We start from the raw sequence: 22,995 nt of genomic DNA on the forward strand, positions 1-22,995 counted from the left end.
AGCTCCTGACTATGCATTGTCCCTTCTGTGGTGAAGCCGACACCAAGGTGATTGACTCCCGGCTGGTGGCCGAGGGCGATCAGGTACGTCGCCGCAGGGAGTGCCTGTCGTGCCGGGAGCGCTTTACAACCTTCGAGTCCGCCGAGCTGGTCATGCCGCGGGTGGTGAAACAGGACGGCACCCGTCAGCCCTTTGACGAAGACAAGTTGCGGTCCGGCATCATGAAAGCGCTGGAAAAGCGGCCCGTGAGCATCGAAGAGATCGACGGCGCGCTCAATCGAATCAAATACCGACTGAGAGCCACCGGCGAGCGGGAGGTGAAGTCGATGCAGCTCGGTGAAGAGGTGATGACCGAGTTGCGTCAGCTCGACAAGGTGGCCTACGTCCGCTTTGCGTCGGTCTATCGCAGTTTCCAGGATATCAACGAATTCAAGGAAGAGATTGAGCGGCTCTCTGCCAGCAATGGCGATACCGCCGTTGATGTGGCCAAGGCGCTGGCAGACAACCACTCCCCGAAAGGACAGGCATGATCGAGAACCGCGACAGGGCCATGATGGCCCGGGCTGTCCAGCTTGCCTGGCGCGGTCGGTACTCCACTCATCCCAACCCGCGCGTGGGTTGTGTGATTGCCCGTGGCGACCGGATCCTCGGTGAGGGCTGGCATGAGCGTGCTGGCGAAGCCCACGCCGAAACCCGGGCGCTCAGTCAGGCCGGCCCCGACGCCCGCGGCGCCACTGCCTATGTGACTCTTGAGCCCTGCAGCCATTTTGGACGCACGCCGCCCTGCGCCCGGGCATTGATTGATGCCGGGGTAGCCCATGTGTTCGCGGCGACGAAGGATCCGAATCCCTCGGTGTCCGGTCGTGGCCTGGATATGCTCAGGGACGCCGGCGTGCGGGTAACCGAAGGCCTTCTGGCCGAGGAAGCTGCGCGACTCAATCCCGGGTTCATGAAGCGGATGAATACCGGTCGGCCCTGGGTGCGGCTGAAGATGGCCGCGAGCCTGGACGGCCGTACCGCCATGGCTTCCGGCGAGAGCCAGTGGATCACGGGCGCCGATTCCCGCCGGGACGTACAGCGTCTTCGGGCGATCAGTGACGCCATCCTTACCGGGGTGGGCACCGTGCTGGCAGACGACCCGTCCCTGACCGTGAGACGTGAAGAGCTCGGGGATATAGGCGATGCCACGGAACCCTCCCGGCAGCCCCTGCGCGTGATCGCGGATCGGGATGCCCGAACGCCGTCGTCGGCCAAGATCCTGCATGGCGGGAACGTGCAGGTGTTCTGTGCGTCCTCCACGCTGGCAACGGCCCCGGCCCAGGATCTGGCGGCGCTTGGAGTGAGCCTTACGGGTGTTGCCTGGAAGGATAACGGCATTGATCTGGCGGAATTACTCGACTCGCTGGGCGAGCTGGGCATCAACGAACTGTTGGTGGAAGCTGGGCCGACGCTCGCCGGCACGTTTATCAGTGAAGGCCTGGTGGACGAACTATGGCTCTATCAGGCCCCTGTGTTCCTCGGCAGTACCGGGCGACCGACTGCCCACCTGCCGCTGGAAACCATGGCGGATAAAGTACAATGGAAGGTGCTGGACCGACGTCAGGTGGGTGAGGATCAACGGCTGATCCTGGCCCGCGAGTAATCCATACATTCACGGTGTTCCGGGTGCCGGAACACCGCAAAGGTGCAAAACCTCATGGCACTGAACAGCATTGAAGAGATCATTGAAGATATTCGTCAGGGCAAGATGGTCATCCTGATGGACGACGAAGATCGCGAGAACGAGGGTGATCTGGTGATGGCGGCGGAACACTGTACCGCCGAGGCCATCAACTTCATGGCCCGATTCGGCCGCGGTCTGATCTGCATGCCGATGACCCGTGACCGGTGCGAGCAGCTCGGGCTTCCCCTGATGGTGCAGCAGAATGCGTCCGGCTTTGGCACCAAGTTTACCCTGTCCATCGAGGCGGCCGAAGGCGTCACCACCGGCATTTCTGCAGCCGACCGTGCCCGCACCGTTCAGGCCGCCGTGGCGCGCAACGCCAGGGCCAGCGATCTGGTTCAACCGGGCCATATCTTTCCGTTGATGTCAGACCCCGGCGGCGTACTGAGCCGGGCCGGTCATACGGAAGCTTCCTGTGATCTGGCGGCCCTGGCCGGCTGCGAGCCTGCGGGCGTGATCTGCGAGATCATGAACGATGATGGCTCCATGGCGCGTCGTGAAGATCTCGAGCGTTTTGCGCAGGAGCATGGCCTGAAGATCGGTACGATTGCCGACCTGATTCACTACCGCACCATGAACGAGCGTACCGTGGAGTGCGTGGAAGAGAACGAGCTCGACACCGAGTATGGTCTGTTCAATCTGCGCACCTACCGGGACAATATCCAGGGCGCCACCCATCTGGCCATGGTGATGGGCGAGATCACGCCGGATGACCCGGTCTACGTTCGGGTGCATATCACCGACACTCTACGGGATCTGCTGGGCGCCCGGCGCAAGGATTCCCGGAGCTGGCCGCTGCACCATGCCCTGGAGAAAGTGGCCGAAGAGGGTCGCGGCGTGGTCGTGCTGCTCAATAGCGCCGAAGACAGTTACAACCTGGAAGACCGTATCCAGGAATTTTTCAACGAAGGTCAGGGGACCACGGGCAAGGGTGGTTCCGGTGTCTATTTCACCGTTGGTACCGGCTCGCAGATTCTGCGGGATCTTGGCGTCGGCAAGATGCGCCTGCTGAGCCCGCCCATCAAGTTCTCGGCTATTTCCGGTTTTGATCTGGAAGTGGTTGAATACGTGCCCTATACCCCTGAATGACGAACCCGGTGACGGCCTTCGGGCGGTCACCCGTGAAGGAGCCATCGATGGCAGATATCCGAGTAATTGAAGGTGATTTTACCGAGTGCACCGGCCGCTACGCGCTGGTGGTGGGCCGGTTCAACGGTTTTGTGGTCGAGAGCCTGGTTGAAGGTGCAGTGGACACCCTGCGCCGGCACGGGATTTCCAGTGACGACATCACGATTGTGCGTGTGCCTGGAGCCTACGAAATGCCGCTGGCCGTCAAACGGGTTGCGGAAACCGGCGAATACGACGCGATCATTGCGCTGGGTGCGGTAATTCGTGGCGGAACGCCACATTTTGACTACGTTGCCGGCGAGGCCTCCAGTGGCCTGGGAGCTGTCAGCCTGGATACCAATGTGCCGGTCACCTTCGGAGTGCTGACAGTTGACTCCATTGAGCAGGCGATCGAGCGCTCCGGTACAAAGGCCGGTAACAAGGGCGCCGAAGCGGCCATAACGGCCCTGGAAATGGTCAGCCTGTTCAGGAAGCTGGGTGAGTAATGAGCGAATCTGGAGAAACGTCACCGAATCCTGCCGCCTCGGGCCAGCCCAAGGCCGGTGACCGCCGTCGCGCCCGGGCGCTGGCGATGCAGGGGCTGTATCAGCGCCATTTCAGCAAGACCGCGATCTCGGACATCGAGGCCGAGTTCATGGTGGATAATGACATGTCCAAGGTCGACCTGCTGTATTTCCGGGACCTGCTGCGCGGTGTCCATCGAGAGCAGGGTGAGCTGGACAAGCTGATCGAACCGTTTCTGGACCGCCCCATCAAGGAAGTGGACCCGGTAGAGCTTGCCATCGTGCGACTCGGGGCGTACGAATTGAAACACCGGCTGGATGTGCCCTACAAGGTGGTGATTAACGAGGGCATTGAGATGGCCAAGCGCTTTGGCGGCACCGAAGGGCACAAGTTCGTCAACAGCATTCTCGACAAGTTGAGCGGTCGGCTGCGTCTGGCCGAGACCCGCGCCCGCTGATCCATGGGTGAATTTGATCTGATCCGGCGGTACTTCCTGCCGCTGGCCTCCCGGCAGCAGGGGGCCTCTCTGGTGCTCGGGCCGGGTGATGACTGTGCCATACAGCGGCTGCCCTCCGGCCAGGATCTGGTCTTTTCCATTGATACCCTGGTTGAAGGGGTGCATTTCCCCCACGACTATCACCCTGACTACCTTGGCTGGCGGTCGCTGGCGGTTGCCGCCAGCGACCTGGCAGCCATGGGTGCAAAGCCGGAGTGCTTTACACTGGCATTGACCCTGCCCGAGGCCAATGAAGACTGGCTGGAAGGTTTTGCCCGGGGCCTGGCCGAGGCGGCGCAGGCGTTCGGGCTCGCTCTGGCGGGAGGTGATACCACGGCCGGGCCGCTGACCCTGACCCTGCAGGTGCACGGCACCGTCTCCCGCGGCCGCGCCATCTGTCGAAATGGCGCCCGGCCAGGCGACCTGGTGGCGGTCTCCGGCACCCTGGGTGATGCCGGTGCGGCTCTGGCGTACCTGTCAGAAGCCGAGCCGTCGGCCGATGCTGTGGCGGTGCTTGAGCGCTATCACCGGCCACAACCCAGACTTCAGCTCGGTGTGGCCGCAGCCCCGTTCGCCAGTGCCGGCATCGATATTTCCGATGGCTTGCTGGCGGATCTTGGCCACATTCTGGAGGCATCAGGGTGTGGTGCCAGGCTCGAATCCGGTTCGCTGCCGCTTTCACCGGCCCTGGTGTGCCTGGCAGGTGGGCGTGCCCAGGACCTGGCACTGCGGTCCGGCGATGACTACGAGCTCTGCCTGACTTTCCCGCCGGAGCGCTGGAAAAGTGCCCCGGAGGCGCTCAGGCAGCAGTTTACGGTGATCGGAACCATCGAAGCGGACCCGGGGCTTTACCTGGATGGCACCGACTGTGGACCCTCAGGCCCGAATGCCGGATTCGATCATTTCAGGAGGCGTCAATGAGCCATTCCAACCAGACGCCAGAGCAGGACGATCCGCCGCTGATTCTTCCCCCGGGCTTTCTTCGTAATCCTGTGCATCTGCTGGCCTTTGGTCTTGGCAGCGGCGCCACCTCCAGGGCGCCCGGCACCTGGGGTAGCCTGGCCGCGATTCCCCTCTGGTACGGAATCGCGTGGCTACCGCCGTCAGCCTACTGGCTGGTGGTTCTGGTGGCTTTTCTGGTTGGTGTCTGGCTGTGCGGAAAGACCGCCGAGGATCTCAAGGTGCACGACCATAGCGGTATCGTGTGGGATGAGTTTGTGGGTATGTGGATTGCCCTGGGGCTGTTCCCGGATACGATTTACGGGGTTTTGGGCGCCTTTGCACTGTTCAGGCTCTTCGACATCGCCAAACCCTGGCCGATTGGCTGGCTCGACAGGCGTCTGCCGGGCGGGCTGGGCATAATGGTGGACGATGTGGTTGCTGGCGCAATGGCCCTGGCCTGCCTGTGGGCCGTTGATTACTGGCTGGTACCGGTCATGGTCTAGCCGATGACCGGGGCCAGAGAGCTAGTGCATCCGCTGCTCTTCGGGGAGCAATCGAACAACATGCAAAAACCGCTTGAGTCCGGTCTCGGCGCGTTCACGTGAAGCAAAGGGGCCACTGTCAAACCCTTCCCGGGTGGTGAAGTACCACTTGCTCCCTACACAGAAAAATCGGCTACTGCGAAAGGGAACTGGCCCTTCTTCTCCGGTCCTGCGTTGGGTATCCATGTTATCTCCTGTGCCCCCTTTTGATTTTTGCTTTTCGGGCGCCACGTTTGTCATTGCCGATCTGTTTTAAGTTAATCCAAATCGGGCCGAATTCAACATTTTTTTACATTTTTACGAGCCAGGTCTCAGCCGGGATCACGATAACGCCGCAACCTGCCCTGGCAGGCGCCCGTCTCGGTGTCTTGCCCTTGTCAAACGCAGTCGTCAGAATGCAACAGCGGCGGTCAACGCCCCGGGCCCTTTCGTTCATGTTTTCAAGGAGAGTCAATGACCATTTTCCAGGTATTCGGTTCGTTCATACACAGGCTACGGCGACCCAGGTCTCACACCATTGGCAAAAGCGCCGTTTTGCTCCCGTTACTGTTGCTAGTCCTGTCCGGTTGCGCGTCCAGCGTGAGTGTGGTGGAAACCTGGGAGGGCAACCCTGACGCCGCTGCCAATGCGGCCGTTCTCAAAGCGCCCGGAGAGATTGTTGTTACCAGGGTGAACGGGCGGACAATGTCCAATTTCCTGATGGACGACCTGGCCCTGGATTACGCCCTGCTGCCCGGCGAAAACGAGGTGGTTTTCGTTTACAAGACTATCTGGGCCAAGTCGGAGGTGGTTCGCAATGGCGAATCCAAAGTGCATGTGATCGAGAGCAAGCCTCAGGTAGCGCGTTTCGACGCGGCGGCGGGTGAGACCTACGCCTTCGAGTTTGAGAAACCGGATTCCCGCGCTGAAGCGCAGCAGATGATGTCGCAATTCAGTGCCGCAATCGTTGCGTCGTCAGGGCAGACTGTTGCTACGTCTACCGATTGGGATCCGTCGCAGGCAGCCGCATTGGCCCGGACGCCGTTGCCCGAGTCTGCGCAGGCGTCTGGCTCGGTCGAGATGGGCGAGGATACCGCCCCGCTGGATCAGCTCAAGGCCATCTGGCAGACCGCGAGCGACGAGGAAAAGAAAGCCTTCCTCCGCTGGGCCTTCGAGTAAAGCCGTTGTTTGCGCCGCTTTCGGGGATTCAGGCCCGAAAGCGGCGCATGGCTCTTTTCAGCAATCCTTCCATTATCGCCATGGCATCATCGGCCAGCGACTGGGTCGCTGTGGCCGGCGCCGGTTCCGCGAGATCTTCCGTGCCCAGCCGATGGGCCGCGTCTTCAATGGCGCCCAGGCTTTCAGCCACATGCGCCTGCAGGGCATCGCCATTGGCGACAACATCGGGACAGAGCGTGAAATTGAGGGTCAGGCGACCCTCGTAGCTGACGGCGACAATCACCAGTCCCATACTGTCGAACAGCGGCGCAGTGTTGTACTGCTGCACCAGCCTCGCCCCCTGCAGGTACAGAGGTACCTGGGGGCCGGGCACGTTGGTGATCGGCAGGTTGAACAGCGGTCGGTAGCGCTGGGCAATCTGCAGTTCCGAGTAGAGTCGGGCCGAGAGCGCCAGCATGGTTGATGGCAGCAGCTCCGTCAGTCGGTCTGCGGCTATGGCCTCGCGGTAGGGTTCGGAGGCAACCGCGTTCCAGTGAATCCGCCGGATGCGTTGAGCCGGATTGGCCTCGCTGGTGGCCAGATCCAGAAGCATTGCCGACATCTGATTGCCGGTCGCCTTGCGAAGGCTGTTGGAGCGAACCGATATCGGTGTCATGGCCACCAGGGACTTGCCGCTGCCCGCACCCTCACTGATGAGGTAGCGGCGAAGCGTTTCGGCACAGAGCCCCAGCACCACGTCGTTCAGTGTGACGTCCCCGAGCGTGGCCTTGATGGTTTTGAGGCGGGACAGCTCAACGCTGGCCGCAACAATCTGCCGGTTGGCGGTGATCTGTCGGTTGAATGGGCTGTGGGGCGCCGAGAACAGGGGCAGTGGCAACGGCAGTTTTCGCAGCTGTTTCTGGATCAGGCCGCGGGTCGTGGCCTCGATCGCGTTGGCTGCCAGGGACGTGACCTGCAAGGGCGTACGCAGGATGTTGGCGCCGGCCTGTAGCATCACTCGTTCTTCCGAAGGCCGGGGACGGGGTGACCAGGGTCGTGGCGGCGTAATCGGGCGCGGCTCGGGGGTGTATTCGAGCAGCTTGCCGATGATCTCCTCACCGCTGAAGGCGTCGATGGCCGCGTGGTGCAACTTGACGATCAGTGCGAACCCTTCGTTGCCGGCGTTGTCATCGCCCAGCCGGAAACCATCCACAAAGGTGATGTGCCAGAGCGGGCGGTCTTTTTTCAGGGGCTGTTCCAGAATCCGCGAAGCCAGCGTCATCAGGTTGGCCTTCTGCCCGTGTTCGCCCATGTTCACATAGGCCAGGTGCCGCTCAAGACTGAACTCGGGATCGTCAATCCAGTAGGGCCGGCCGAGCCGAAGCGGGATTTCCCTCAGGCGCTGCCGAAACACAGGCACCACGTGGAGGCGGCTGCGAAGATAGGCTACGAAAGTGCTGAACGCCAGTGGCCGGTCGCATTCTCCGGCATCGAAAAGGTAGATGCCACCGATGTGCATCGGTGTGGTTTCTGATTCCAGGTACAGGAACGAGGCATCCAGTTCCGACAGCTGCCGCATCAGAGAGCTCCCTTCGGCGATGAAGTTTGTCGCAGTATAAATGATCTGGGGGCGGTTTCCGTTGACTCAGTCGACCCGAGGGGACATCTGTCGAAGTCATACCATTGGCTTTGTTTTCAGTCTTTTAGCCATTCCGAGACGGCACCCTCGCGCCCGAGCCGTTCCCAGAACCACATCAGCGCCTTACCCTGGTCTTCGGCGTGCCTCGCCAGGTGCAGGGTGATCGGTTGTCTTGACGCCTGAACCGACTTGGCCACCAGGGTGCCGTCTTTGAGCTGCTGGCGGATTCGTGATTTGGGGAGCCAGCCGACCCCCAGGCCCGCCACCTGTACGGCCACTTTCTGGTCGATGTTGGCAACGGTCAGCGTGCGCTGTCGATGGAAAATCCCGGCATGCCCGGGAGGGAGCGAACGAGAGGTGTCCGCAGCCACGGCCGCAGGGTAGCGGGAAATGTCTTCCTCCTGCAGAGGAGTGTCCGCACTTGCTAGCGGATGGTCTGCGGCCACAGCAAATACGAAAGGCATCTCGCCTAGGGCCTTGGTGGTGTAGCTTCCGGCCGGTTTGCTGAGGCTGTCGGCACCGATGATCAGGTCCACTCGCCGGCTTTGCAGGGCATCCCAGGTGCCGGCAAACACTTCCTCGACAATCTGGACATCCACCGGCACCCCGAGCTCATAGAATTCCTGGATGGCTGGAAACAGGCACTCCGCCGGCAGTAACGAATTGAAGCCGATTCGCAGGCGGGTTTCCCAACCCTGGGCCACCTGCCGTGTAGTGTGGGCGAGGTTTTCTGCGGCCTCGAGCAGGGTGCGTCCTTCTTCCAGCAGGTATCGGCCAGCGGGTGTCAGTCGGGCCCTGTGGCCGGTGCGATCGTAGATGGCCACATTGAGGTCTTCCTCCAGCTTCTGCACCGTGTAGCTGATGGCGGAGGGTACCCGGAACAGCTCGGATGCGGCGCCGGCGAAGCTGCCCTTGCGATCGATGGCGTCGAGGACTTTGAGGGCGTCTATGGTGATGGCTGTATGCATGTTCGAATAATCTGAGGTTGTTGGCCAGAAATGCTTGTTTGAGAGGGTAGCAGGGTCGCCGGTATTCTGCTCTTAGTTTCGAATGGCTTCTGGCTTTTGGGCCAGCGGGTGTCGGGCAAGGCCTTCGCAAACACGCCGTGAACCCGTCCCTGGGGGCTCGGCATTGCCATCCCTGGCAATGCACGGTTTGCGAAGGCCTTGCCCGACACCCTCGGCAAACTCCGAGCAGTCTCTCCCAGAGGCCATTGCCGATCATCAGGATTTTTAATCGGAGGACCTCATGGGCCTGTTAATCGACGGCAAATGGCACGACAAGTGGTACGACACCGACAAGACCGGCGGCAAGTTCGAGCGGGAGGCGGCCCGGTTCCGGAACTGGGTGACGGCCGATGGTTCGCCGGGGCCGGACGGTGAGGGTGGCTTCAAGGCCGAGTCTGGCCGTTATCACCTGTATGTGTCCATGGCCTGCCCGTGGGCGCATCGAACGCTGATCTTCCGCAAGTTGAAGGGGCTGGAGAAGCATATTTCGGTGTCTGTGGTGCATCCGGACATGGTCGAGAACGGCTGGGAGTTCCGGCCGGACAGTGAGCAGCACCGTGACCACCTCCATGGGTTGCGCTTTCTGCATGAGCTTTATACCAGGGCGGCCCCGGACTACACCGGTCGGGTGACGGTGCCCACGCTCTGGGATACCAAGAAGCAGACAATTGCCAGTAACGAGTCGGCAGAGATCATCCGCATGTTCAATTCAGCGTTCAATGACCTCGATGGTGTGCGGACAGACCTGGATTTCTACCCGGCGGGTCTGAGAGAAGAGATTGATGCAGTGAATGCCAGGGTCTATGACACCGTCAACAACGGTGTCTACAAGGCCGGTTTTGCCACTGCGCAGGACAAGTACGAAGAAGCCTACACAGCCCTGTTTGATTCGCTCGACTGGCTGGAGCAGCGGTTGTCTGGCCAGCGGTATCTCGTTGGCGGCCAGCTAACGGAGGCCGACTGGCGGCTGTTCACCACGCTCATCCGCTTTGACGCGGTGTATTTCAGCCATTTCAAATGCAACCGGCAGCGGATCCAGGATTTCCCTGCGCTCTCTGCGTACGTGCGGGATCTCTATCAGGAACCGGGCGTGGCCGAGACGGTGGATATCGGGCAGATCAAGCGTCACTACTACGTGAGCCAGCGCACCATCAACCCGACCCAGATCGTACCGGTGGGTCCGGCGCTGGATTTTGACGCGCCCCATGGGCGCGAACATCTTGATTGATGTAGGAGGTGGACGCCGGGGTCAGATGAAAGCTTTCACCTGACCCCCATTTAAATCAGCTTACTCTGGCAACGGCCACTTCTGTCAGGAGCTCCATGGCCTCTTTGTGGCTCGATTCCGGTAGGGCGTTCAGGCACGCCTTCGCCAGCTCTGCCTGCTCGCGGGCCCTGGTCATGGTGTATTCGATGGCGCCGGAGCGCTCGACGATGTCCAGAATGCGTGGCAGGTCGTCCAGGCCGCCTTTGCGAATGGCCTGACGGATCAACTGGCGCTCGTCGTCCGAGCCGTGGGCCATGGCGTGGATCAAAGGCAGGGTGGTCTTGCCTTCGGCCAGGTCGTCGCCCACGTTCTTGCCCATGGCTTCGGCATCGCCGCGGTAGTCCAGAACGTCGTCCACTAACTGAAACGCCAGCCCCAGGTGCTTGCCGTAGTCCTTGAGCCCTTGCTCCTGCTCCGCGTTCGCACCGGCGAGAAGGGCCCCGGTGTGGGAGGCGGCTTCGAACAGCATGGCGGTCTTGTTATGGATGACCTTCATGTACTGCTCTTCGGTGAGATCCGGGTTCTTCACGTTCATCAGCTGCATCACCTCGCCCTCGGCGATTACCGCCGTGGCATGGGATAGCACGTCCATGATGCGCAGGCTCTGCAGCTCCACCATCATCTCGAACGCCCGGGCGTAGAGGAAATCACCTACCAGTACACTGGGGGCGTTGCCCCAGCGCGCATTGGCCGTGCTGCGGCCCCGGCGCATGTCCGAGGTGTCCACCACGTCGTCGTGAAGCAGGGTGGCGGTGTGCAGGAATTCAATGACCGCCGCCAGCTTCAGGTGGTCGTTACGGTCGTAACCGGCGGCCTGGCTGGAAAGCAGAACCAGCAGGGGTCTCAGGCGCTTGCCGCCGCTTTCGATGATGTACTGGGCGATCTTTTCCACCAGGGGCACATCCGAGGCAAGCCGCTGGATGATCAGGTCGTTAACCTGGCTGAAGTCATCGGCCACGGTGTCGTAGATGCGCTGGGCTGTCATGCGGCTTGTGGTTCCCTAATCTGGTGATGTTCTGGTGATGCGCTGATGTGTCGTTCTCGCGAATACCGGTAATAAAGGCAGGTCGCGGCAATGCTAGGTATTGCCGAGATGAGTGTCAACTTGGCTTGTGTTGCGAAGCGTCTTTTCGTACAATCACGCGCCCAACTCATCCCAACCTGCGCTCCCTGCTATAGGGTCGCCAGAGCGCCTCCCTTAGAACCAGGTGGATAAGAGCAGGGATGGGTCAATCGTGGAGAACGAGTGAATGTACGCAGTTATTGTTAGCGGTGGCAAGCAGCACCGTGTGAAAGAAGGCGAAACCCTGAAGCTGGAAAAGCTCGAAGTTGAAACCGGTGGCAACGTTGAGTTCGATCGCGTTCTGCTGATCGCCGATGGCGACAAGGTTCAGGTAGGCGCGCCGGTGGTTGATGGTGCCAAGGTAACCGCAGAAGTGGTCGGCCACGGTCGTCACGACAAGGTTCAGATCATCAAGTTCCGTCGTCGTAAGCATCACATGAAGCGTCAGGGCCACCGTCAGTGGTTCACTGAAGTCAAGATCACGGGTATCAAGGGCTGAGACCCTGGATTTACCCCCTAGAGAAGGAGGCTGGTAATGGCTCATAAAAAGGCAGCAGGTAGTACCCGTAACGGTCGCGATTCCGAGTCGAAACGACTTGGTGTGAAGCGCTTCGGCGGTGAGACTGTTTCTGCAGGCAGCATCATCATTCGTCAGCGTGGCACCCGTTTCCACGCTGGCAGCAACGTTGGCATTGGTAAGGACCACACCCTGTTTGCGAAAGCAGACGGCCAGGTGAAGTTCGAGACCAAAGGCCCGCAGAGCCGCAAGTTCGTGAGCATCGTTCCGGCTGCGTAAGCAGCGGCGATCCGGTTCTGTCGAACCTTGGATGGCGCTGGTATCCTGATAACATCAGGGTGACAGAGCCATCCGGAGCCCCGCAAAGCTTCCTTGAGGCTGCGGGGCTTTTTAGTTTATGCGCGTGGCGCAAAGGGTTGATCCATGAAGTTCGTAGACGAAGCCACCATCATTGTCGAGGCCGGTAAGGGTGGTCACGGCTGCCTCAGTTTCCGGCGTGAAAAGTACGTGCCCAAGGGCGGTCCCGATGGCGGTGACGGCGGCGACGGCGGCTCGGTGTATCTGGAGGCCGATGAGTCGCTCAATACCCTGATCGACTATCGATTCCAGCGCAAGCACAAGGCCCAGAACGGTGAGCCCGGTGCTGGCCGCAACTGTACTGGCACCAAGGGCGAGGATCTTGTGCTTCCTGTGCCTGTGGGCACCACGGTGGTGGACATGGACACCCATGAGGTGCTCGGGGATCTGACCCACGTCGGGCAGAGGCTGAAGGTTGCCCAGGGCGGCTTTCATGGCCTGGGTAACACCCGTTTCAAGTCCTCGGTGAACCGCGCGCCGCGCCAGACCACCAAGGGCTCGGAAGGAGAGTTGCGGAACCTCCGGCTGGAATTGAAAGTGCTGGCAGACGTAGGGCTCCTGGGGATGCCCAATGCCGGCAAGTCCACGTTCATCCGCTCGGTGTCTGCTGCCCGTCCGAAGGTGGCGGATTACCCGTTCACCACCCTGGTGCCCAACCTGGGCGTAGTGAGTGTGCAGGCGCACCAGAGTTTTGTGATCGCGGACATTCCCGGTCTGATCGAGGGTGCCGCCGAGGGTGCCGGGCTTGGTATCCGATTCCTCAAGCATCTGGTTCGTACCCGGTTGTTGCTGCATCTGGTGGATGTGGCTCCCTACGATGGCTCCTCTCCGGCCGAGGCGGTGCGCGCGATCGCGCACGAGCTGGAAAAGTTCAGTGAAACCCTGGCCAGCCGCCCGCGCTGGCTGGTGCTGAACAAGGTCGATATGGTGGCGGAAGAGGATCGTGAGGCTCATTGCCAGGCGATCATCGACGAGCTCGGCTGGGACGGGCCGGTATTCCGGATTTCGGCCCTGAGCGGCGAGGGCACCAAGGCGCTTTCCCAGGCGGTGATGCGCTGGATTGAGGAGCAGGCCGAGGCCGAGGCCCAGAACCCAGAGTTTGCAGAGCGCGAGGCGGAAAGGCGTCGCCGCATGGACGAAGAGGCCCGGGCGCGGATCGAGGCGGAGCGCCAGGCCCGTCGTGCAGCGCGCGAGGACGACGATGACGACGACTTCGACGACGATGACTACGACGTTGAAGTGGTATACGCCCCCGAGTAGTCGCGTAAGAGGAAGTGTCCACGGATCATGACTGAACGCATACAGTTGCGCCAGGCCCGACGCCTGGTGATCAAGATTGGCAGTGCCCTGCTGACAGACGATGGCAAGGGCCTGGATGTGGCTGCCCTGGGTTTGTGGGTGGATCAGATTGCCGAACTGATCGAAGACGGTGTGGAAGTTGTGGTGGTGTCATCGGGCTCCGTGGCCGAGGGTATGAGTCGTCTTGGCTGGACTGTGCGCCCGGAGCAGTTGCATGAACTGCAGGCCGCCGCTGCGGTCGGGCAGATGGGGCTGGTGCAGACCTGGGAGGCGCAGTTCAAGCGCCACGATATCCATACCGCGCAGATCCTGCTGACCCACGATGATTTATCCGATCGCAAACGCTACCTGAATGGTCGGAGCACGCTGCGTGCCCTGCTCAATTTTGGCGTGGTGCCCATCGTCAATGAAAACGACACGGTGGTGACCGACGAAATCCGGTTTGGCGACAACGATACCCTGGGGGCGCTGGTTGCCAACCTGATTGAGGCCGACGGCCTGATCATTCTCACGGATCAGTTAGGGTTGTTCGACAAGGATCCGCGCAAGCACGCCGATGCCTGTCTGGTCACCGAGCGAAAGGCTGGCGACCATGAGCTGGATGCCATGGCCGGGGGTGGTGCCGGTGTGCTTGGGCGCGGCGGCATGCAGACCAAGCTGCGTGCCGCGAGGCTCGCGGCACGGTCAGGCGCCTTCACGGTGATTGTGGGCGGTCGTATCGAGGGTGTGATCGGCCGGCTGAGACAGGGTGATGTGATTGGCACCCTGTTGTTACCTGAGCAGGGGCGGATTGCGGCCCGCAAGCAGTGGCTGGCCAGTCATCTGCAAACCCGGGGCAAGCTCACGATCGACGATGGCGCGGTCAAGGTGCTGTGTCTGGGTGGCCGCAGTCTGCTGCCGGTTGGCATAAAGGGTGTGGCCGGGCAGTTCCGGCGCGGCGAAATGGTCTCGTGTGTGGATCAGTCCGGTCGCGAGATTGCCCGGGGGCTGGTGAATTATGACGCGGACGAGGCCCGGGCCATTGCCGGGCGCTCCAGTGACAGGATTACCGAGATTCTGGGCTACATGTCCGGCGAGGAGATGATTCATCGGGATAATCTGGTAATTGTCTAGCGGGCTTCCCGCTCATAAAAAAACCGGCCAGATGGCCGGTTTTTTTATTTTCCCGAAAGCGGGCCTGAATCAGGCGCTCTTCAGGGACTTGATCTTGGCGCTCAGGCGGCTCTTGCTGCGAGCGACCTTGTTCTTCGCGAAGATACCCTTGTTCACCATGCTGTCCATGATCGGCTGGGCCTTCTGGAAAGCGGCCTGGGCTTCTTCGTAGTTGCCGGCTTCGATCTTGGACTGAACTTTCTTGATGTAGGTACGAGCCATGGAACGCAGGCTTGCATTGTGCTTGCGGTTCTTCTCGTTCTGACGTGCGCGCTTCTTGGCTTGCGGGGAATTTGCCACCGTAAAACTCCTGAAAATCCTGAATTCGTTGCTGAATGATTCGTTACATCGCGGGCGCGCCAAAACCAGCGCGTCGAAATAAATGACGCGGAACTATGCCGCCCAATCCCCCAAATGTCAAGACCAAAACCCATTTCATGCCCCACGCCATAAGGCCTGTGCTAAACTCGCCGCTCACCGGATGCGGGCTGAAACGGGAAGCAGGTAATTCCCGAAATACCCGCCAACTTGGATGCACTCAATGTCACCCCAGGGCCTGCATGTCCTCGCAATCTGAAACGCCTCCAGAACAGAAACAACTGCCCCGGGCGCCCGGTCTGTTGAGATCCTCTGGCCTGGTGGGAGCCATGACCATGCTCTCCCGGGTGCTCGGGCTGGTTCGGGATATGGTGATCGCCCGGTATTTTGGCGCCGGAGCCGGAGCCGATGCTTTTTTCGTGGCGTTCAAGATTCCGAACTTTCTGCGCCGGCTGTTTGCCGAAGGCGCGTTCTCGCAGGCTTTTGTGCCGGTACTGTCATCCTACCGGCAAAACCAATCCGTGTCGGACGTTCAGCGACTGGTCAATGCGGTGGCCGGGTCCCTGGGGCTGGTCCTGCTGGGGGTAACCCTCGCGGCCATCCTGGGGGCGCCAGTGCTGACGGCCATCTTTGCCCCGGGTTTTCTTGATGATGAGGTGAAGTTTGCGCTGACCAGCGACATGCTGCGGATCACCTTTCCCTATCTCTTGCTGATCTCGCTTACCGCCTTCGCCGGGGGCATCCTCAACAGCTACGACCGCTTTGCCGTGCCGGCGTTTACGCCCGTGTTGCTCAATCTTTCAATGATTGCGGCAGCCATATGGTTGACGCCGCTGATGGCGGAGCCGGTGATGGCCCTGGCCTGGGGGGTGTTCATTGCCGGCGCTCTGCAGCTGTTCTTCCAGTTGCCTTTTCTGATGCGTCTGGGGCTTTTGCCCAGACCCCGGGTGGATTATCGCCACGAGGGTGTCAGTCGAATCCTGAAGTTGATGGTGCCGGCGCTGTTCGGGGTCTCGGTAAGCCAGATCAACCTGTTGCTCGACACTGTTCTGGCCTCGTTCCTGCAGACGGGCAGCGTGTCCTGGCTTTATTACTCGGACCGGTTGTCGGAGTTGCCCCTGGGCGTGTTCGGCATTGCCATTGCCACGGTGATCCTGCCCAGTCTGTCCCGAAAGCACGCCGCTGCCTCCGCAGATCAGTTCGCGGCCACTCTTGACTGGGCGGTTCGGGCGGTGCTGCTGATTGGCTTGCCGGCGGCGCTGGCGTTGGCTCTGCTGGCGGAGCCGTTGATCGCCACCCTGTTTCATTATGGTGAGGTCACCGACCGCGACGTGGCTATGTCGGCCCAGAGCCTGCGGGCCTACTCGGCGGGTTTGCTCGCCTTCATGCTGATCAAGGTGCTCGCACCTGGGTTCTTTGCCCGTGAAGACACCCGAACGCCGGTGAAGATCGGCATCATCGCCATGGTGGCCAACATGGTCTTCAACCTGATGCTGGTGTTTCCGCTGGCGCATGCCGGCCTTGCGCTGGCCACATCGTTGTCGGCCTGGCTCAATGGCTTTCTGTTGTGGCGCGGGTTGCGTAAGGAAGGCGCCTGGCAGAGCCAGCCTGGCTGGCCCCGGTTCCTGCTCCAGATCCTGTTTGCCAACGGCGCCCTGGCGGCGGTTATTCTGTGGCTCAAGCCGCCGGTAGCCGAATGGCTGGCCAATGGCGGCTACCAGCGGGCGGCCGATATGGCCGTCCTGGTGGCGGCCGGGGTGTTTGTGTACTTTCTCGTGCTGGCCCTCACCGGGGTTCGGGTAAGACATTTTCGCCACAGGTAAGGTATAATCGCGCGTTTTCTCACCAGCGTTACCGAAGGACGTGCGCTGAAAGCTAGCTGGCAATTGAAGGTTCGCATTACATGCGTCTGATCCGGGGCCTGACCAACCTGAAAGCGCTGTCACAGCGGGGGGATTCCCCTCTCAGGCGTGGCTGCGTTGCCACCATCGGCAATTTTGATGGCGTTCATCTCGGCCATAAAACCATCATCGATCAGGTCATCAGCAAGGCCGAGGCTCTTGGCGTGCCTTCGGTGGTGATGGTCTTCGAGCCTCAGCCACGGGAATTCTTCCAGGGCAGTGAGGCGCCGCCACGGCTGATGAACTTTCGCCAGAAATTCGAGTCCCTGCTGGCCGAGGGCGTCGATATTGTGCTTTGCCTGCGCTTTAACCAGGCGTTTCGCAGTTATTCCGCCATGGGTTTTGTGGAGGATGTTCTGATCGAGGGGCTGGGAGTGAGACACCTGGTGGTGGGGGATGATTTCCGGTTTGGTTGCGACCGCGCCGGGGATTTCAACCTGTTGCAGGAGGTCGGTAGCGCCCGTGGTTTTTCGGTGGAGAACACGCGCACGGTCACCGTGGCAGGCGAACGGGTCAGCAGCACCCGGGTGCGTGAATTGCTGACCGTGAATGGCCTCGAGCAGGCCGAAGCGCTGCTGGGCCACCCATACCGGATCAGAGGGCGCGTGGTGTATGGCCGCCAGTTGGGTCGCCAGATTGGTGCGCCCACAGCCAACATCCTGCTGCACCGGACCGCGCCCCTGAGGGGCGTCTATGTTGTCTCGGCCGCACTGGATGACGGCTCCCGATACGATGGGGTGGCCAACATCGGGCTGCGCCCGACCGTGGACGGCAAACAGCCGTCACTGGAAGTGCACCTGTTTGACTTTGCTGGCACACTTTATGGCCAGCACCTTGAAGTGGTCTTCCGTCACGGGCTGCGGGATGAGGAAAAGTTCGAATCCGTAGACCAGTTGAAAGACCAGATTGCCCGCGATTTCGAAGACGCCCGTGCCTGGATCGCCGAACACGGCTCGGAGAAAAGTGCGGATTGAAACGCCGCACAGCGCCGCAATGATGGTAGGCGCGCGTCGATACGAATGACTGACCAACACTGACCAAGACCCGGAAGAGTACGCACACAGACCATGAGCGACTACAAGCACACCCTGAATCTGCCGGAAACCGCCTTCCCGATGCGCGGCAACCTGGCCAAGCGCGAGCCGGAAATGCTCAAGCGCTGGCAGGATCTCGACGTCTACGGCAACCTGCGCAAGCAGCGCGAGGGGCGGGACAAGTTCATTCTTCACGATGGCCCGCCCTACGCCAACGGCAGCATTCATATCGGTCATGCGGTCAACAAGATCCTCAAGGACATGATCGTCAAGTCCCGCAGCTTCATGGGCTATGACGCGCCTTACGTGCCGGGCTGGGACTGCCATGGTCTGCCTATTGAGCACAAGGTTGAGCAGGAGATTGGCAAGGCCGGCGTGAAGGTGGATTACAAGACCTTCCGCCAGGCGTGCCGTGACTATGCGACCAAGCAGATTGCCGGGCAGAAGGAAGACTTCATTCGTCTGGGTGTCATGGGCGAGTGGGACAAACCCTACCTGACCATGGACCCGAAGGTGGAAGCGGGCATTGTGCGTGCGCTGGGCAAGATCGTGGCCCGGGGCCACCTGGTGCGTGGTTACAAGCCGGTTTACTGGAGTGTGGTGGGGCAGTCCGCCCTGGCCGAGGCCGAGGTGGAATACCAGGACAAGACCTCCACCCAGATTGACGTGCGTTTTACGGCAGTCGATCAGGCGAAGGCGCTGTCGGTGTTCAACACCGATAAAGGTGAGGGCGATGTGTCGGTGGTGATCTGGACCACAACTCCGTGGACCATCCCGGCTAACCAGGCCGTTTCGCTGAACGCGGATTTGACTTACGCCCTGGTGCAGACCGACGTCGGTCAGGGACCGGAGCGCGTGATCCTGGCGGCCGACATGGTGGATGGCATCATGGCGCGCTGGCAAGTCGAGCAGTTCGAAGTCCTGGCCACCTGCGCTGGCTCCGATCTGGAACACCTGGTGCTTCAGCACCCCATCTACGACAAGCAGGTGCCAGTGATCCTGGGCGACCACGTGTCGACCGACGCCGGTACCGGTGCCGTTCATACCGCGCCGGATCACGGTATGGAAGACTTCGAGGTGGGCAAGGCCTACCACATTGGCACCCTTAATCTCGTGCAGGCGGACGGCACTTACACCTCGGCCGCCGGTGAGCTGGCGGGCGTGCACGTGTACAAGGCCGACGAGCCAGTGTGCAGCGCGCTGGAGCGCGAGGGCAAGCTGGTTCGATCCGAGAAGTTCCGTCACAGCTACCCCCATTGCTGGCGCACCAAGACGCCGCTGATTTACCGGGCCACGCCGCAATGGTTCATCAGCATGGACAAGGAAAACCTGCGGGCTGATGCCCTGGAAGCGATCAAGGGCGTGCGCTGGGTGCCGTCCTGGGGCCAGAACCGCATCGAGGCCATGTTCAACCAGTCACCGGACTGGTGTATCTCCCGTCAGCGGACCTGGGGCGTACCCATTACCCTGTTCATCCACAAGGAAACCCAGGAGCTGCACCCGGATACCCAGAACCTGATCGAGAAGGTGGCCCAGCAGATCGAGGAAGGCGGCATTGACGCCTGGTACGACCTGGATGCTGCGGCGCTGCTGGGCAACGATGCCGGGCAGTACGAAAAGGTCATGGATACCCTGGACGTCTGGTTTGATTCGGGCGTTACCCACGAATCGGTGCTTCGGGTTCGTGAAGAGCTGGGCCAGTTCCCGGCCGACATGTACCTTGAGGGATCCGACCAGCATCGGGGCTGGTTCCAGTCGTCTCTGAAGACCTCCATCGCCATGAACGGCGTGGCACCGTACAAGCAGGTTCTGACCCACGGCTTTACCGTGGACGGCAAGGGCCACAAGATGTCCAAGTCCCTGGGCAACGTGATCGCGCCCCAGGAAGTCATGAATGAGCTGGGTGCGGACATCCTGCGCCTGTGGGTGGCCGCCACCGATTACAGCGGTGAGATGACCGTGTCCAAGGACATCCTGCGCCAGACCGCCGATGGCTACCGCCGTATCCGCAATACCGCCCGCTTCCTGCTGAGTAACCTGACCGGGTTCGAGCCGGAGCAGCATATGGTGGCGCCGGAGGACATGATTGCCCTGGATCGCTGGATGGTCGACCGTGCGCTCCAGCTGCAGCAGGAGCTGCACGAGGACTACGGCAACTATGCTTTCCTGCGGATCTACCAGAAGGTCTATAACTTCTGCGAAGCGACACTGGGCGGCTTCTACCTCGATATCATCAAGGACCGGCAGTACACCACCCAGGCCGACAGCCTGGCGCGGCGCTCCTGCCAGACCGCCCTGTACCACGTTGCCGAAGCGCTGGTGCGCTGGATTGCCCCGATTCTGAGCTTCACCGCGGATGAAATCTGGCAGCACTTGCCCGGCCAGCGCAGTGACACCGTGTTCTACGAAACCTGGTACGAGGGCCTGACCGCGCTGCCGGAAAACGCCGAGCTGGGTCGCGAGTACTGGCGTGAGATCTACAGCGTCAAGGAAGCGGTGAACAAATGCCTGGAAGAGGCCCGGGCGCGAGGCGAAATCAAGGGCTCCCTGAGCGCAGAAGTGACCCTGTACTGCGAAGGCGACCTTGCCGCCGACCTGAAGCACCTCGGTGAGGAACTGCGGTTTGTGCTCATCACCTCGGAGGCCACCGTGAAGCCGGTTTCCGAAGCCGGAGACGCGGAGATGACGGCTCACGAAGGGCTGCGTGTGAAGGTGACCCCGGCTGCCCACAGCAAGTGCGAGCGCTGCTGGCACCATCGCGAGGATGTCGGCCGGAACGCCAAGTACGAGGACCTCTGCGGTCGTTGCGTGACCAACGTGGAAGGGCCCGGCGAAGCCCGCGCTTACGCCTGATGGACGCGGCCATGACGGAAAAAGTCACCGGTAGCAAGTTGAAGTGGCTGTGGCTGGCGGTAGCCGTGATCGCCCTGGATCTCGGTACCAAGGCGATGGCAACCGCCTTGTTGAGCTACGGCGACCCGGTGCCGGTGATCCCCATGTTCAACCTGACACTGCTCCATAACACCGGAGCGGCCTTCAGCTTTCTTGCCGATGCCGCGGGGTGGCAGCGCTGGTTTTTCGTTACCCTGGCCCTGGTGGTCAGTGTGGTTCTTATCTACTGGCTGAAAAACCTCCAGAAACACGAAACCTGGACCGCCGTTGCCATCGTACTGATACTCGGCGGCGCCCTGGGTAATGTCTACGATCGCGTGGTGCATGGTTACGTGGTCGATTTCCTGCACCTTTACTGGCAGGACTGGCATTTCCCCGCCTTCAACCTGGCCGATACCGCGATCACCATCGGTGCCGGCATGATGATTCTCGATATCTTCCGCAAACCCGCCGATACCGGTGGGAATGCGGAAAAGGAGTGACTGGCTTTTATGAACGAGCTGCCGATTGATAAAGGCACCCGGGTAACCCTGCATTTTGCGCTGAAATTCCCCGATGGCGAGGTAATAGACTCCACCTTCGAAAAGGCACCCGCCACCCTCGAAATCGGCGATGACAACCTGCCGGAAAATTTCGAAGCCTACCTGATGGGCATGAAAGCCGGAGACCGGGAAAGCTACGAAGTACCACCGGAGAAAGCCTTCGGCCAGCACAACCCCAACAATGTGCAAACGTTCAAGCGCCACGAGTTCAGTGCCGATATGGTGCTGGAACCCGGCGTTATGATTTCATTCGCCGATGCGCGCCAGAGCGAGTTGCCGGGGGTTGTCAGCCGGGTAGAGGGTGATGAAGTCGAGGTGGATTTCAATCACCCCCTGGCAGGGCGTACACTGACGTTTGAAGTGGAAATCATTGATGTCGAGCCGGTTGGACCGGCCCACTGATCAGGGTAGAAGGGTATTATGCAGATCCGTCTCGCCAACCCCCGGGGTTTTTGTGCTGGTGTGGACCGCGCCATTGAAATTGTGAACCGGGCCCTGGATGTGTTCGGTGCGCCTATCTACGTCAGGCACGAGGTGGTGCACAATAAATTTGTGGTTGATAACCTCCGCAATCGGGGCGCCGTTTTCGTGGACGAGCTCGATGAAGTGCCCGACGGCAAGCTGGTTATCTTCAGCGCCCACGGCGTTTCCCAGGCGGTCCAGAACGAAGCGGCCCGCCGCGGCCTGAAAGTCTTCGACGCCACCTGCCCCCTGGTAACCAAAGTGCACCTGGAAGTCATGCGCTACAGTCGTGATGGCCGTGAGTGCATCCTCATCGGGCATCATGGGCACCCGGAAGTGGAAGGCACCATGGGCCAGTACGACCACAGCAATGGTGGCGATATCTACCTGGTGGAAGACGAAGCCGACGTTGCCAACCTCGAAGTGAAAGACCCTGCAAAGCTGTCCTACGTAACCCAGACCACCCTGTCCATGGACGATACCGCCCGGGTTATCGACGCCCTGCGCGCCAAATTCCCGGAGATCCAGGGCCCCCGCAAGGACGACATCTGCTACGCCACCCAGAACCGCCAGGACGCCGTTAAACAGCTGGCCGGCGACTGCGACCTGATGCTGGTGGTGGGCTCTCCCAACAGTTCCAACTCTAACCGCCTGCGCGAGCTGGCCGAGCGCATGGGAACCCCCGCTTACCTGATCGACGAGGCGGCACAGATTGACCCGGCCTGGTTGGATGGCAAGCAGGCCATCGGCGTTACGGCCGGTGCTTCGGCGCCCGAAGTGCTGGTGAGTGATGTGATTGCCCGGCTCCGGGACCTTGGTGGGAGCGTGCCTGAGGAAGTTGCCGGGCGCGAGGAGAATATTGTGTTTTCAATGCCGAAGGAGCTGCGCATCGACGCCGTTGAAATACACTGAGCTGGCAGTCTCCCTTTCGTATCTCCCGGGGGGTACCGTTGGATCGGTACCCTCTTGCGCCTTCCACTGATGCAAAATGCCTGATCCCGCACCGGTGCTCTGTCAGCCCGGAATGAGACTCTGTTCACGAAGCAGGAGGACGTTCCTGCCGTTCGTCCGCT

The 22,995-nt window shown here is 61.0% G+C and carries 24 protein-coding genes; 19 read left to right on the plus strand and 5 right to left on the minus strand.

All coding sequences use genetic code 11. From position 1 onward, the window contains the following. The first annotated feature begins 11 nt into the window (after nucleotides 1–11). From nrdR to AC0J1C_RS03405, 7 genes are read left to right on the plus strand one after another with little or no spacing between them, the layout of a single operon-like run. Nucleotides 12–530: a transcriptional regulator NrdR gene (nrdR, locus tag AC0J1C_RS03375; RefSeq protein ID WP_091992300.1), complete on the plus strand. Its 519-nt coding sequence runs from the start codon at nucleotides 12–14 to the stop codon at nucleotides 528–530. Further along, complete coding sequence (ribD, locus tag AC0J1C_RS03380) at nucleotides 527–1,642, plus strand: bifunctional diaminohydroxyphosphoribosylaminopyrimidine deaminase/5-amino-6-(5-phosphoribosylamino)uracil reductase RibD (protein WP_375193557.1); 1,116 nt, start codon at nucleotides 527–529, stop codon at nucleotides 1,640–1,642. The genes nrdR and ribD overlap by 4 nt, the downstream gene beginning before the upstream one ends. A gap of 54 nt (nucleotides 1,643–1,696) precedes the next feature. Further along, a complete protein-coding gene (gene ribBA, locus AC0J1C_RS03385) occupies nucleotides 1,697–2,812 on the plus strand; it encodes a bifunctional 3,4-dihydroxy-2-butanone-4-phosphate synthase/GTP cyclohydrolase II (RefSeq protein WP_375193558.1) in 1,116 nt (371 codons plus the stop codon). Between the two features lie 47 nt (nucleotides 2,813–2,859). Continuing rightward, a complete protein-coding gene (gene ribH, locus AC0J1C_RS03390) occupies nucleotides 2,860–3,336 on the plus strand; it encodes a 6,7-dimethyl-8-ribityllumazine synthase (protein WP_375193559.1) in 477 nt (158 codons plus the stop codon). Then, complete coding sequence (gene nusB, locus AC0J1C_RS03395; RefSeq protein WP_375193560.1) at nucleotides 3,336–3,812, plus strand: transcription antitermination factor NusB; 477 nt, start codon at nucleotides 3,336–3,338, stop codon at nucleotides 3,810–3,812. The genes ribH and nusB overlap by 1 nt, the downstream gene beginning before the upstream one ends. A 3-nt stretch (nucleotides 3,813–3,815) precedes the next feature. Next, nucleotides 3,816–4,772, plus strand: a complete 957-nt coding sequence (gene thiL / locus AC0J1C_RS03400) for a thiamine-phosphate kinase (protein ID WP_473045623.1) — start codon at nucleotides 3,816–3,818, stop codon at nucleotides 4,770–4,772. Beyond that, on the plus strand, nucleotides 4,769–5,296 hold the full coding sequence (locus AC0J1C_RS03405) for a phosphatidylglycerophosphatase A (RefSeq protein WP_375193562.1): 528 nt from the start codon (nucleotides 4,769–4,771) through the stop codon (nucleotides 5,294–5,296). The genes thiL and AC0J1C_RS03405 overlap by 4 nt, the downstream gene beginning before the upstream one ends. A gap of 21 nt (nucleotides 5,297–5,317) precedes the next feature. Here the strand turns inward: AC0J1C_RS03405 and AC0J1C_RS03410 are convergent, their stop codons facing one another. Continuing rightward, a complete protein-coding gene (locus tag AC0J1C_RS03410) occupies nucleotides 5,318–5,575 on the minus strand; it encodes a DUF6316 family protein (RefSeq protein ID WP_375193563.1) in 258 nt (85 codons plus the stop codon). A 213-nt stretch (nucleotides 5,576–5,788) separates the two neighbouring features. Here AC0J1C_RS03410 and AC0J1C_RS03415 point away from each other — a divergent pair, with 213 nt between their 5' ends. Beyond that, nucleotides 5,789–6,493 (plus strand): DUF2057 family protein, encoded by a 705-nt coding sequence (locus AC0J1C_RS03415; protein WP_473045624.1) that lies wholly within the window; start codon nucleotides 5,789–5,791, stop codon nucleotides 6,491–6,493. Nucleotides 6,494–6,521: 28 nt separating this feature from the next. Here the strand turns inward: AC0J1C_RS03415 and AC0J1C_RS03420 are convergent, their stop codons facing one another. Beyond that, entirely contained in the window at nucleotides 6,522–8,051 is a 1,530-nt protein-coding gene (locus AC0J1C_RS03420) for a wax ester/triacylglycerol synthase family O-acyltransferase (protein ID WP_473045625.1), read from the minus strand. Between the two features lie 116 nt (nucleotides 8,052–8,167). After that, on the minus strand, nucleotides 8,168–9,079 hold the full coding sequence (locus tag AC0J1C_RS03425) for a LysR substrate-binding domain-containing protein (protein ID WP_473045626.1): 912 nt from the start codon (nucleotides 9,077–9,079) through the stop codon (nucleotides 8,168–8,170). A 280-nt stretch (nucleotides 9,080–9,359) separates the two neighbouring features. On the opposite strand from AC0J1C_RS03425, the gene AC0J1C_RS03430 reads away from it, so the two are divergent. Beyond that, nucleotides 9,360–10,346, plus strand: coding sequence for a glutathione S-transferase family protein (locus AC0J1C_RS03430; RefSeq protein WP_473045627.1), 987 nt, complete (start codon nucleotides 9,360–9,362; stop codon nucleotides 10,344–10,346). A gap of 55 nt (nucleotides 10,347–10,401) precedes the next feature. On the opposite strand, the gene ispB is transcribed toward AC0J1C_RS03430, so the two are convergent. Next, on the minus strand, nucleotides 10,402–11,370 hold the full coding sequence (gene ispB / locus AC0J1C_RS03435; RefSeq protein ID WP_473045628.1) for an octaprenyl diphosphate synthase: 969 nt from the start codon (nucleotides 11,368–11,370) through the stop codon (nucleotides 10,402–10,404). A gap of 265 nt (nucleotides 11,371–11,635) precedes the next feature. Here ispB and rplU point away from each other — a divergent pair, with 265 nt between their 5' ends. The 4 genes from rplU (at nucleotide 11,636) to proB (ending at nucleotide 14,734) form a co-directional block, all read left to right on the plus strand. After that, on the plus strand, nucleotides 11,636–11,947 hold the full coding sequence (gene rplU / locus AC0J1C_RS03440) for a 50S ribosomal protein L21 (RefSeq protein WP_091992313.1): 312 nt from the start codon (nucleotides 11,636–11,638) through the stop codon (nucleotides 11,945–11,947). Nucleotides 11,948–11,983: 36 nt separating this feature from the next. Further along, nucleotides 11,984–12,244: a 50S ribosomal protein L27 gene (rpmA, locus tag AC0J1C_RS03445; protein WP_008170742.1), complete on the plus strand. Its 261-nt coding sequence runs from the start codon at nucleotides 11,984–11,986 to the stop codon at nucleotides 12,242–12,244. A gap of 144 nt (nucleotides 12,245–12,388) precedes the next feature. Beyond that, nucleotides 12,389–13,582: an Obg family GTPase CgtA gene (gene cgtA / locus AC0J1C_RS03450; protein ID WP_375193569.1), complete on the plus strand. Its 1,194-nt coding sequence runs from the start codon at nucleotides 12,389–12,391 to the stop codon at nucleotides 13,580–13,582. Nucleotides 13,583–13,609: 27 nt separating this feature from the next. Further along, on the plus strand, nucleotides 13,610–14,734 hold the full coding sequence (gene proB, locus AC0J1C_RS03455) for a glutamate 5-kinase (protein WP_473045629.1): 1,125 nt from the start codon (nucleotides 13,610–13,612) through the stop codon (nucleotides 14,732–14,734). A 69-nt stretch (nucleotides 14,735–14,803) separates the two neighbouring features. Here the strand turns inward: proB and rpsT are convergent, their stop codons facing one another. Further along, entirely contained in the window at nucleotides 14,804–15,073 is a 270-nt protein-coding gene (gene rpsT / locus AC0J1C_RS03460) for a 30S ribosomal protein S20 (protein WP_091992316.1), read from the minus strand. Nucleotides 15,074–15,333: 260 nt separating this feature from the next. Between rpsT and murJ the strand changes: the two genes are divergently transcribed. The 6 genes from murJ (at nucleotide 15,334) to ispH (ending at nucleotide 22,834) form a co-directional block, all read left to right on the plus strand. Further along, the gene (murJ, locus tag AC0J1C_RS03465) at nucleotides 15,334–16,914 is read left to right on the plus strand and encodes a murein biosynthesis integral membrane protein MurJ (RefSeq protein WP_473045630.1); all 1,581 of its coding nucleotides are present in this window, start codon (nucleotides 15,334–15,336) and stop codon (nucleotides 16,912–16,914) included. An 80-nt stretch (nucleotides 16,915–16,994) separates the two neighbouring features. Then, on the plus strand, nucleotides 16,995–17,966 hold the full coding sequence (gene ribF, locus AC0J1C_RS03470; protein WP_473045631.1) for a bifunctional riboflavin kinase/FAD synthetase: 972 nt from the start codon (nucleotides 16,995–16,997) through the stop codon (nucleotides 17,964–17,966). A 93-nt stretch (nucleotides 17,967–18,059) separates the two neighbouring features. Then, on the plus strand, nucleotides 18,060–20,879 hold the full coding sequence (gene ileS, locus AC0J1C_RS03475; RefSeq protein WP_473045632.1) for an isoleucine--tRNA ligase: 2,820 nt from the start codon (nucleotides 18,060–18,062) through the stop codon (nucleotides 20,877–20,879). Next, nucleotides 20,879–21,400 carry a signal peptidase II gene (gene lspA, locus AC0J1C_RS03480; protein ID WP_375193575.1) on the plus strand — a complete coding sequence of 174 codons (522 nt, stop codon included), beginning with the start codon at nucleotides 20,879–20,881 and terminating at the stop codon, nucleotides 21,398–21,400. Before ileS ends, lspA begins: the two co-directional genes overlap by 1 nt. A 9-nt stretch (nucleotides 21,401–21,409) precedes the next feature. After that, entirely contained in the window at nucleotides 21,410–21,862 is a 453-nt protein-coding gene (gene fkpB, locus AC0J1C_RS03485) for an FKBP-type peptidyl-prolyl cis-trans isomerase (RefSeq protein WP_091992321.1), read from the plus strand. A gap of 18 nt (nucleotides 21,863–21,880) precedes the next feature. Beyond that, nucleotides 21,881–22,834, plus strand: coding sequence for a 4-hydroxy-3-methylbut-2-enyl diphosphate reductase (gene ispH, locus AC0J1C_RS03490; protein WP_473045633.1), 954 nt, complete (start codon nucleotides 21,881–21,883; stop codon nucleotides 22,832–22,834). The last annotated feature ends 161 nt before the right edge of the window (nucleotides 22,835–22,995 follow it).

The sequence above is a fragment of the Marinobacter sp. E2 genome (assembly GCF_055755345.1).

Bases quoted from the DNA above. Each gene is read 5' to 3' on its own strand.
- ileS (WP_473045632.1), top strand. From the start codon at position 18,060: ATGAGCGACTACAAGCACACCCTGAATCTGCCGGAAACCGCCTTCCCG.
- AC0J1C_RS03420 (WP_473045625.1), bottom strand. From the start codon at position 8,051: ATGCGGCAGCTGTCGGAACTGGATGCCTCGTTCCTGTACCTGGAATCA.
- ispH (WP_473045633.1), top strand. From the start codon at position 21,881: ATGCAGATCCGTCTCGCCAACCCCCGGGGTTTTTGTGCTGGTGTGGAC.
- AC0J1C_RS03405 (WP_375193562.1), top strand. From the start codon at position 4,769: ATGAGCCATTCCAACCAGACGCCAGAGCAGGACGATCCGCCGCTGATT.
- ribH (WP_375193559.1), top strand. From the start codon at position 2,860: ATGGCAGATATCCGAGTAATTGAAGGTGATTTTACCGAGTGCACCGGC.
- rplU (WP_091992313.1), top strand. From the start codon at position 11,636: ATGTACGCAGTTATTGTTAGCGGTGGCAAGCAGCACCGTGTGAAAGAA.
- fkpB (WP_091992321.1), top strand. From the start codon at position 21,410: ATGAACGAGCTGCCGATTGATAAAGGCACCCGGGTAACCCTGCATTTT.
- proB (WP_473045629.1), top strand. From the start codon at position 13,610: ATGACTGAACGCATACAGTTGCGCCAGGCCCGACGCCTGGTGATCAAG.
- murJ (WP_473045630.1), top strand. From the start codon at position 15,334: ATGTCCTCGCAATCTGAAACGCCTCCAGAACAGAAACAACTGCCCCGG.
- AC0J1C_RS03430 (WP_473045627.1), top strand. From the start codon at position 9,360: ATGGGCCTGTTAATCGACGGCAAATGGCACGACAAGTGGTACGACACC.
- thiL (WP_473045623.1), top strand. From the start codon at position 3,816: ATGGGTGAATTTGATCTGATCCGGCGGTACTTCCTGCCGCTGGCCTCC.
- lspA (WP_375193575.1), top strand. From the start codon at position 20,879: ATGGACGCGGCCATGACGGAAAAAGTCACCGGTAGCAAGTTGAAGTGG.
- ribBA (WP_375193558.1), top strand. From the start codon at position 1,697: ATGGCACTGAACAGCATTGAAGAGATCATTGAAGATATTCGTCAGGGC.
- AC0J1C_RS03410 (WP_375193563.1), bottom strand. From the start codon at position 5,575: ATGACAAACGTGGCGCCCGAAAAGCAAAAATCAAAAGGGGGCACAGGA.
- rpmA (WP_008170742.1), top strand. From the start codon at position 11,984: ATGGCTCATAAAAAGGCAGCAGGTAGTACCCGTAACGGTCGCGATTCC.
- AC0J1C_RS03425 (WP_473045626.1), bottom strand. From the start codon at position 9,079: ATGCATACAGCCATCACCATAGACGCCCTCAAAGTCCTCGACGCCATC.
- nrdR (WP_091992300.1), top strand. From the start codon at position 12: ATGCATTGTCCCTTCTGTGGTGAAGCCGACACCAAGGTGATTGACTCC.
- AC0J1C_RS03415 (WP_473045624.1), top strand. From the start codon at position 5,789: ATGACCATTTTCCAGGTATTCGGTTCGTTCATACACAGGCTACGGCGA.
- nusB (WP_375193560.1), top strand. From the start codon at position 3,336: ATGAGCGAATCTGGAGAAACGTCACCGAATCCTGCCGCCTCGGGCCAG.
- ribD (WP_375193557.1), top strand. From the start codon at position 527: ATGATCGAGAACCGCGACAGGGCCATGATGGCCCGGGCTGTCCAGCTT.
- cgtA (WP_375193569.1), top strand. From the start codon at position 12,389: ATGAAGTTCGTAGACGAAGCCACCATCATTGTCGAGGCCGGTAAGGGT.
- ispB (WP_473045628.1), bottom strand. From the start codon at position 11,370: ATGACAGCCCAGCGCATCTACGACACCGTGGCCGATGACTTCAGCCAG.
- ribF (WP_473045631.1), top strand. From the start codon at position 16,995: ATGCGTCTGATCCGGGGCCTGACCAACCTGAAAGCGCTGTCACAGCGG.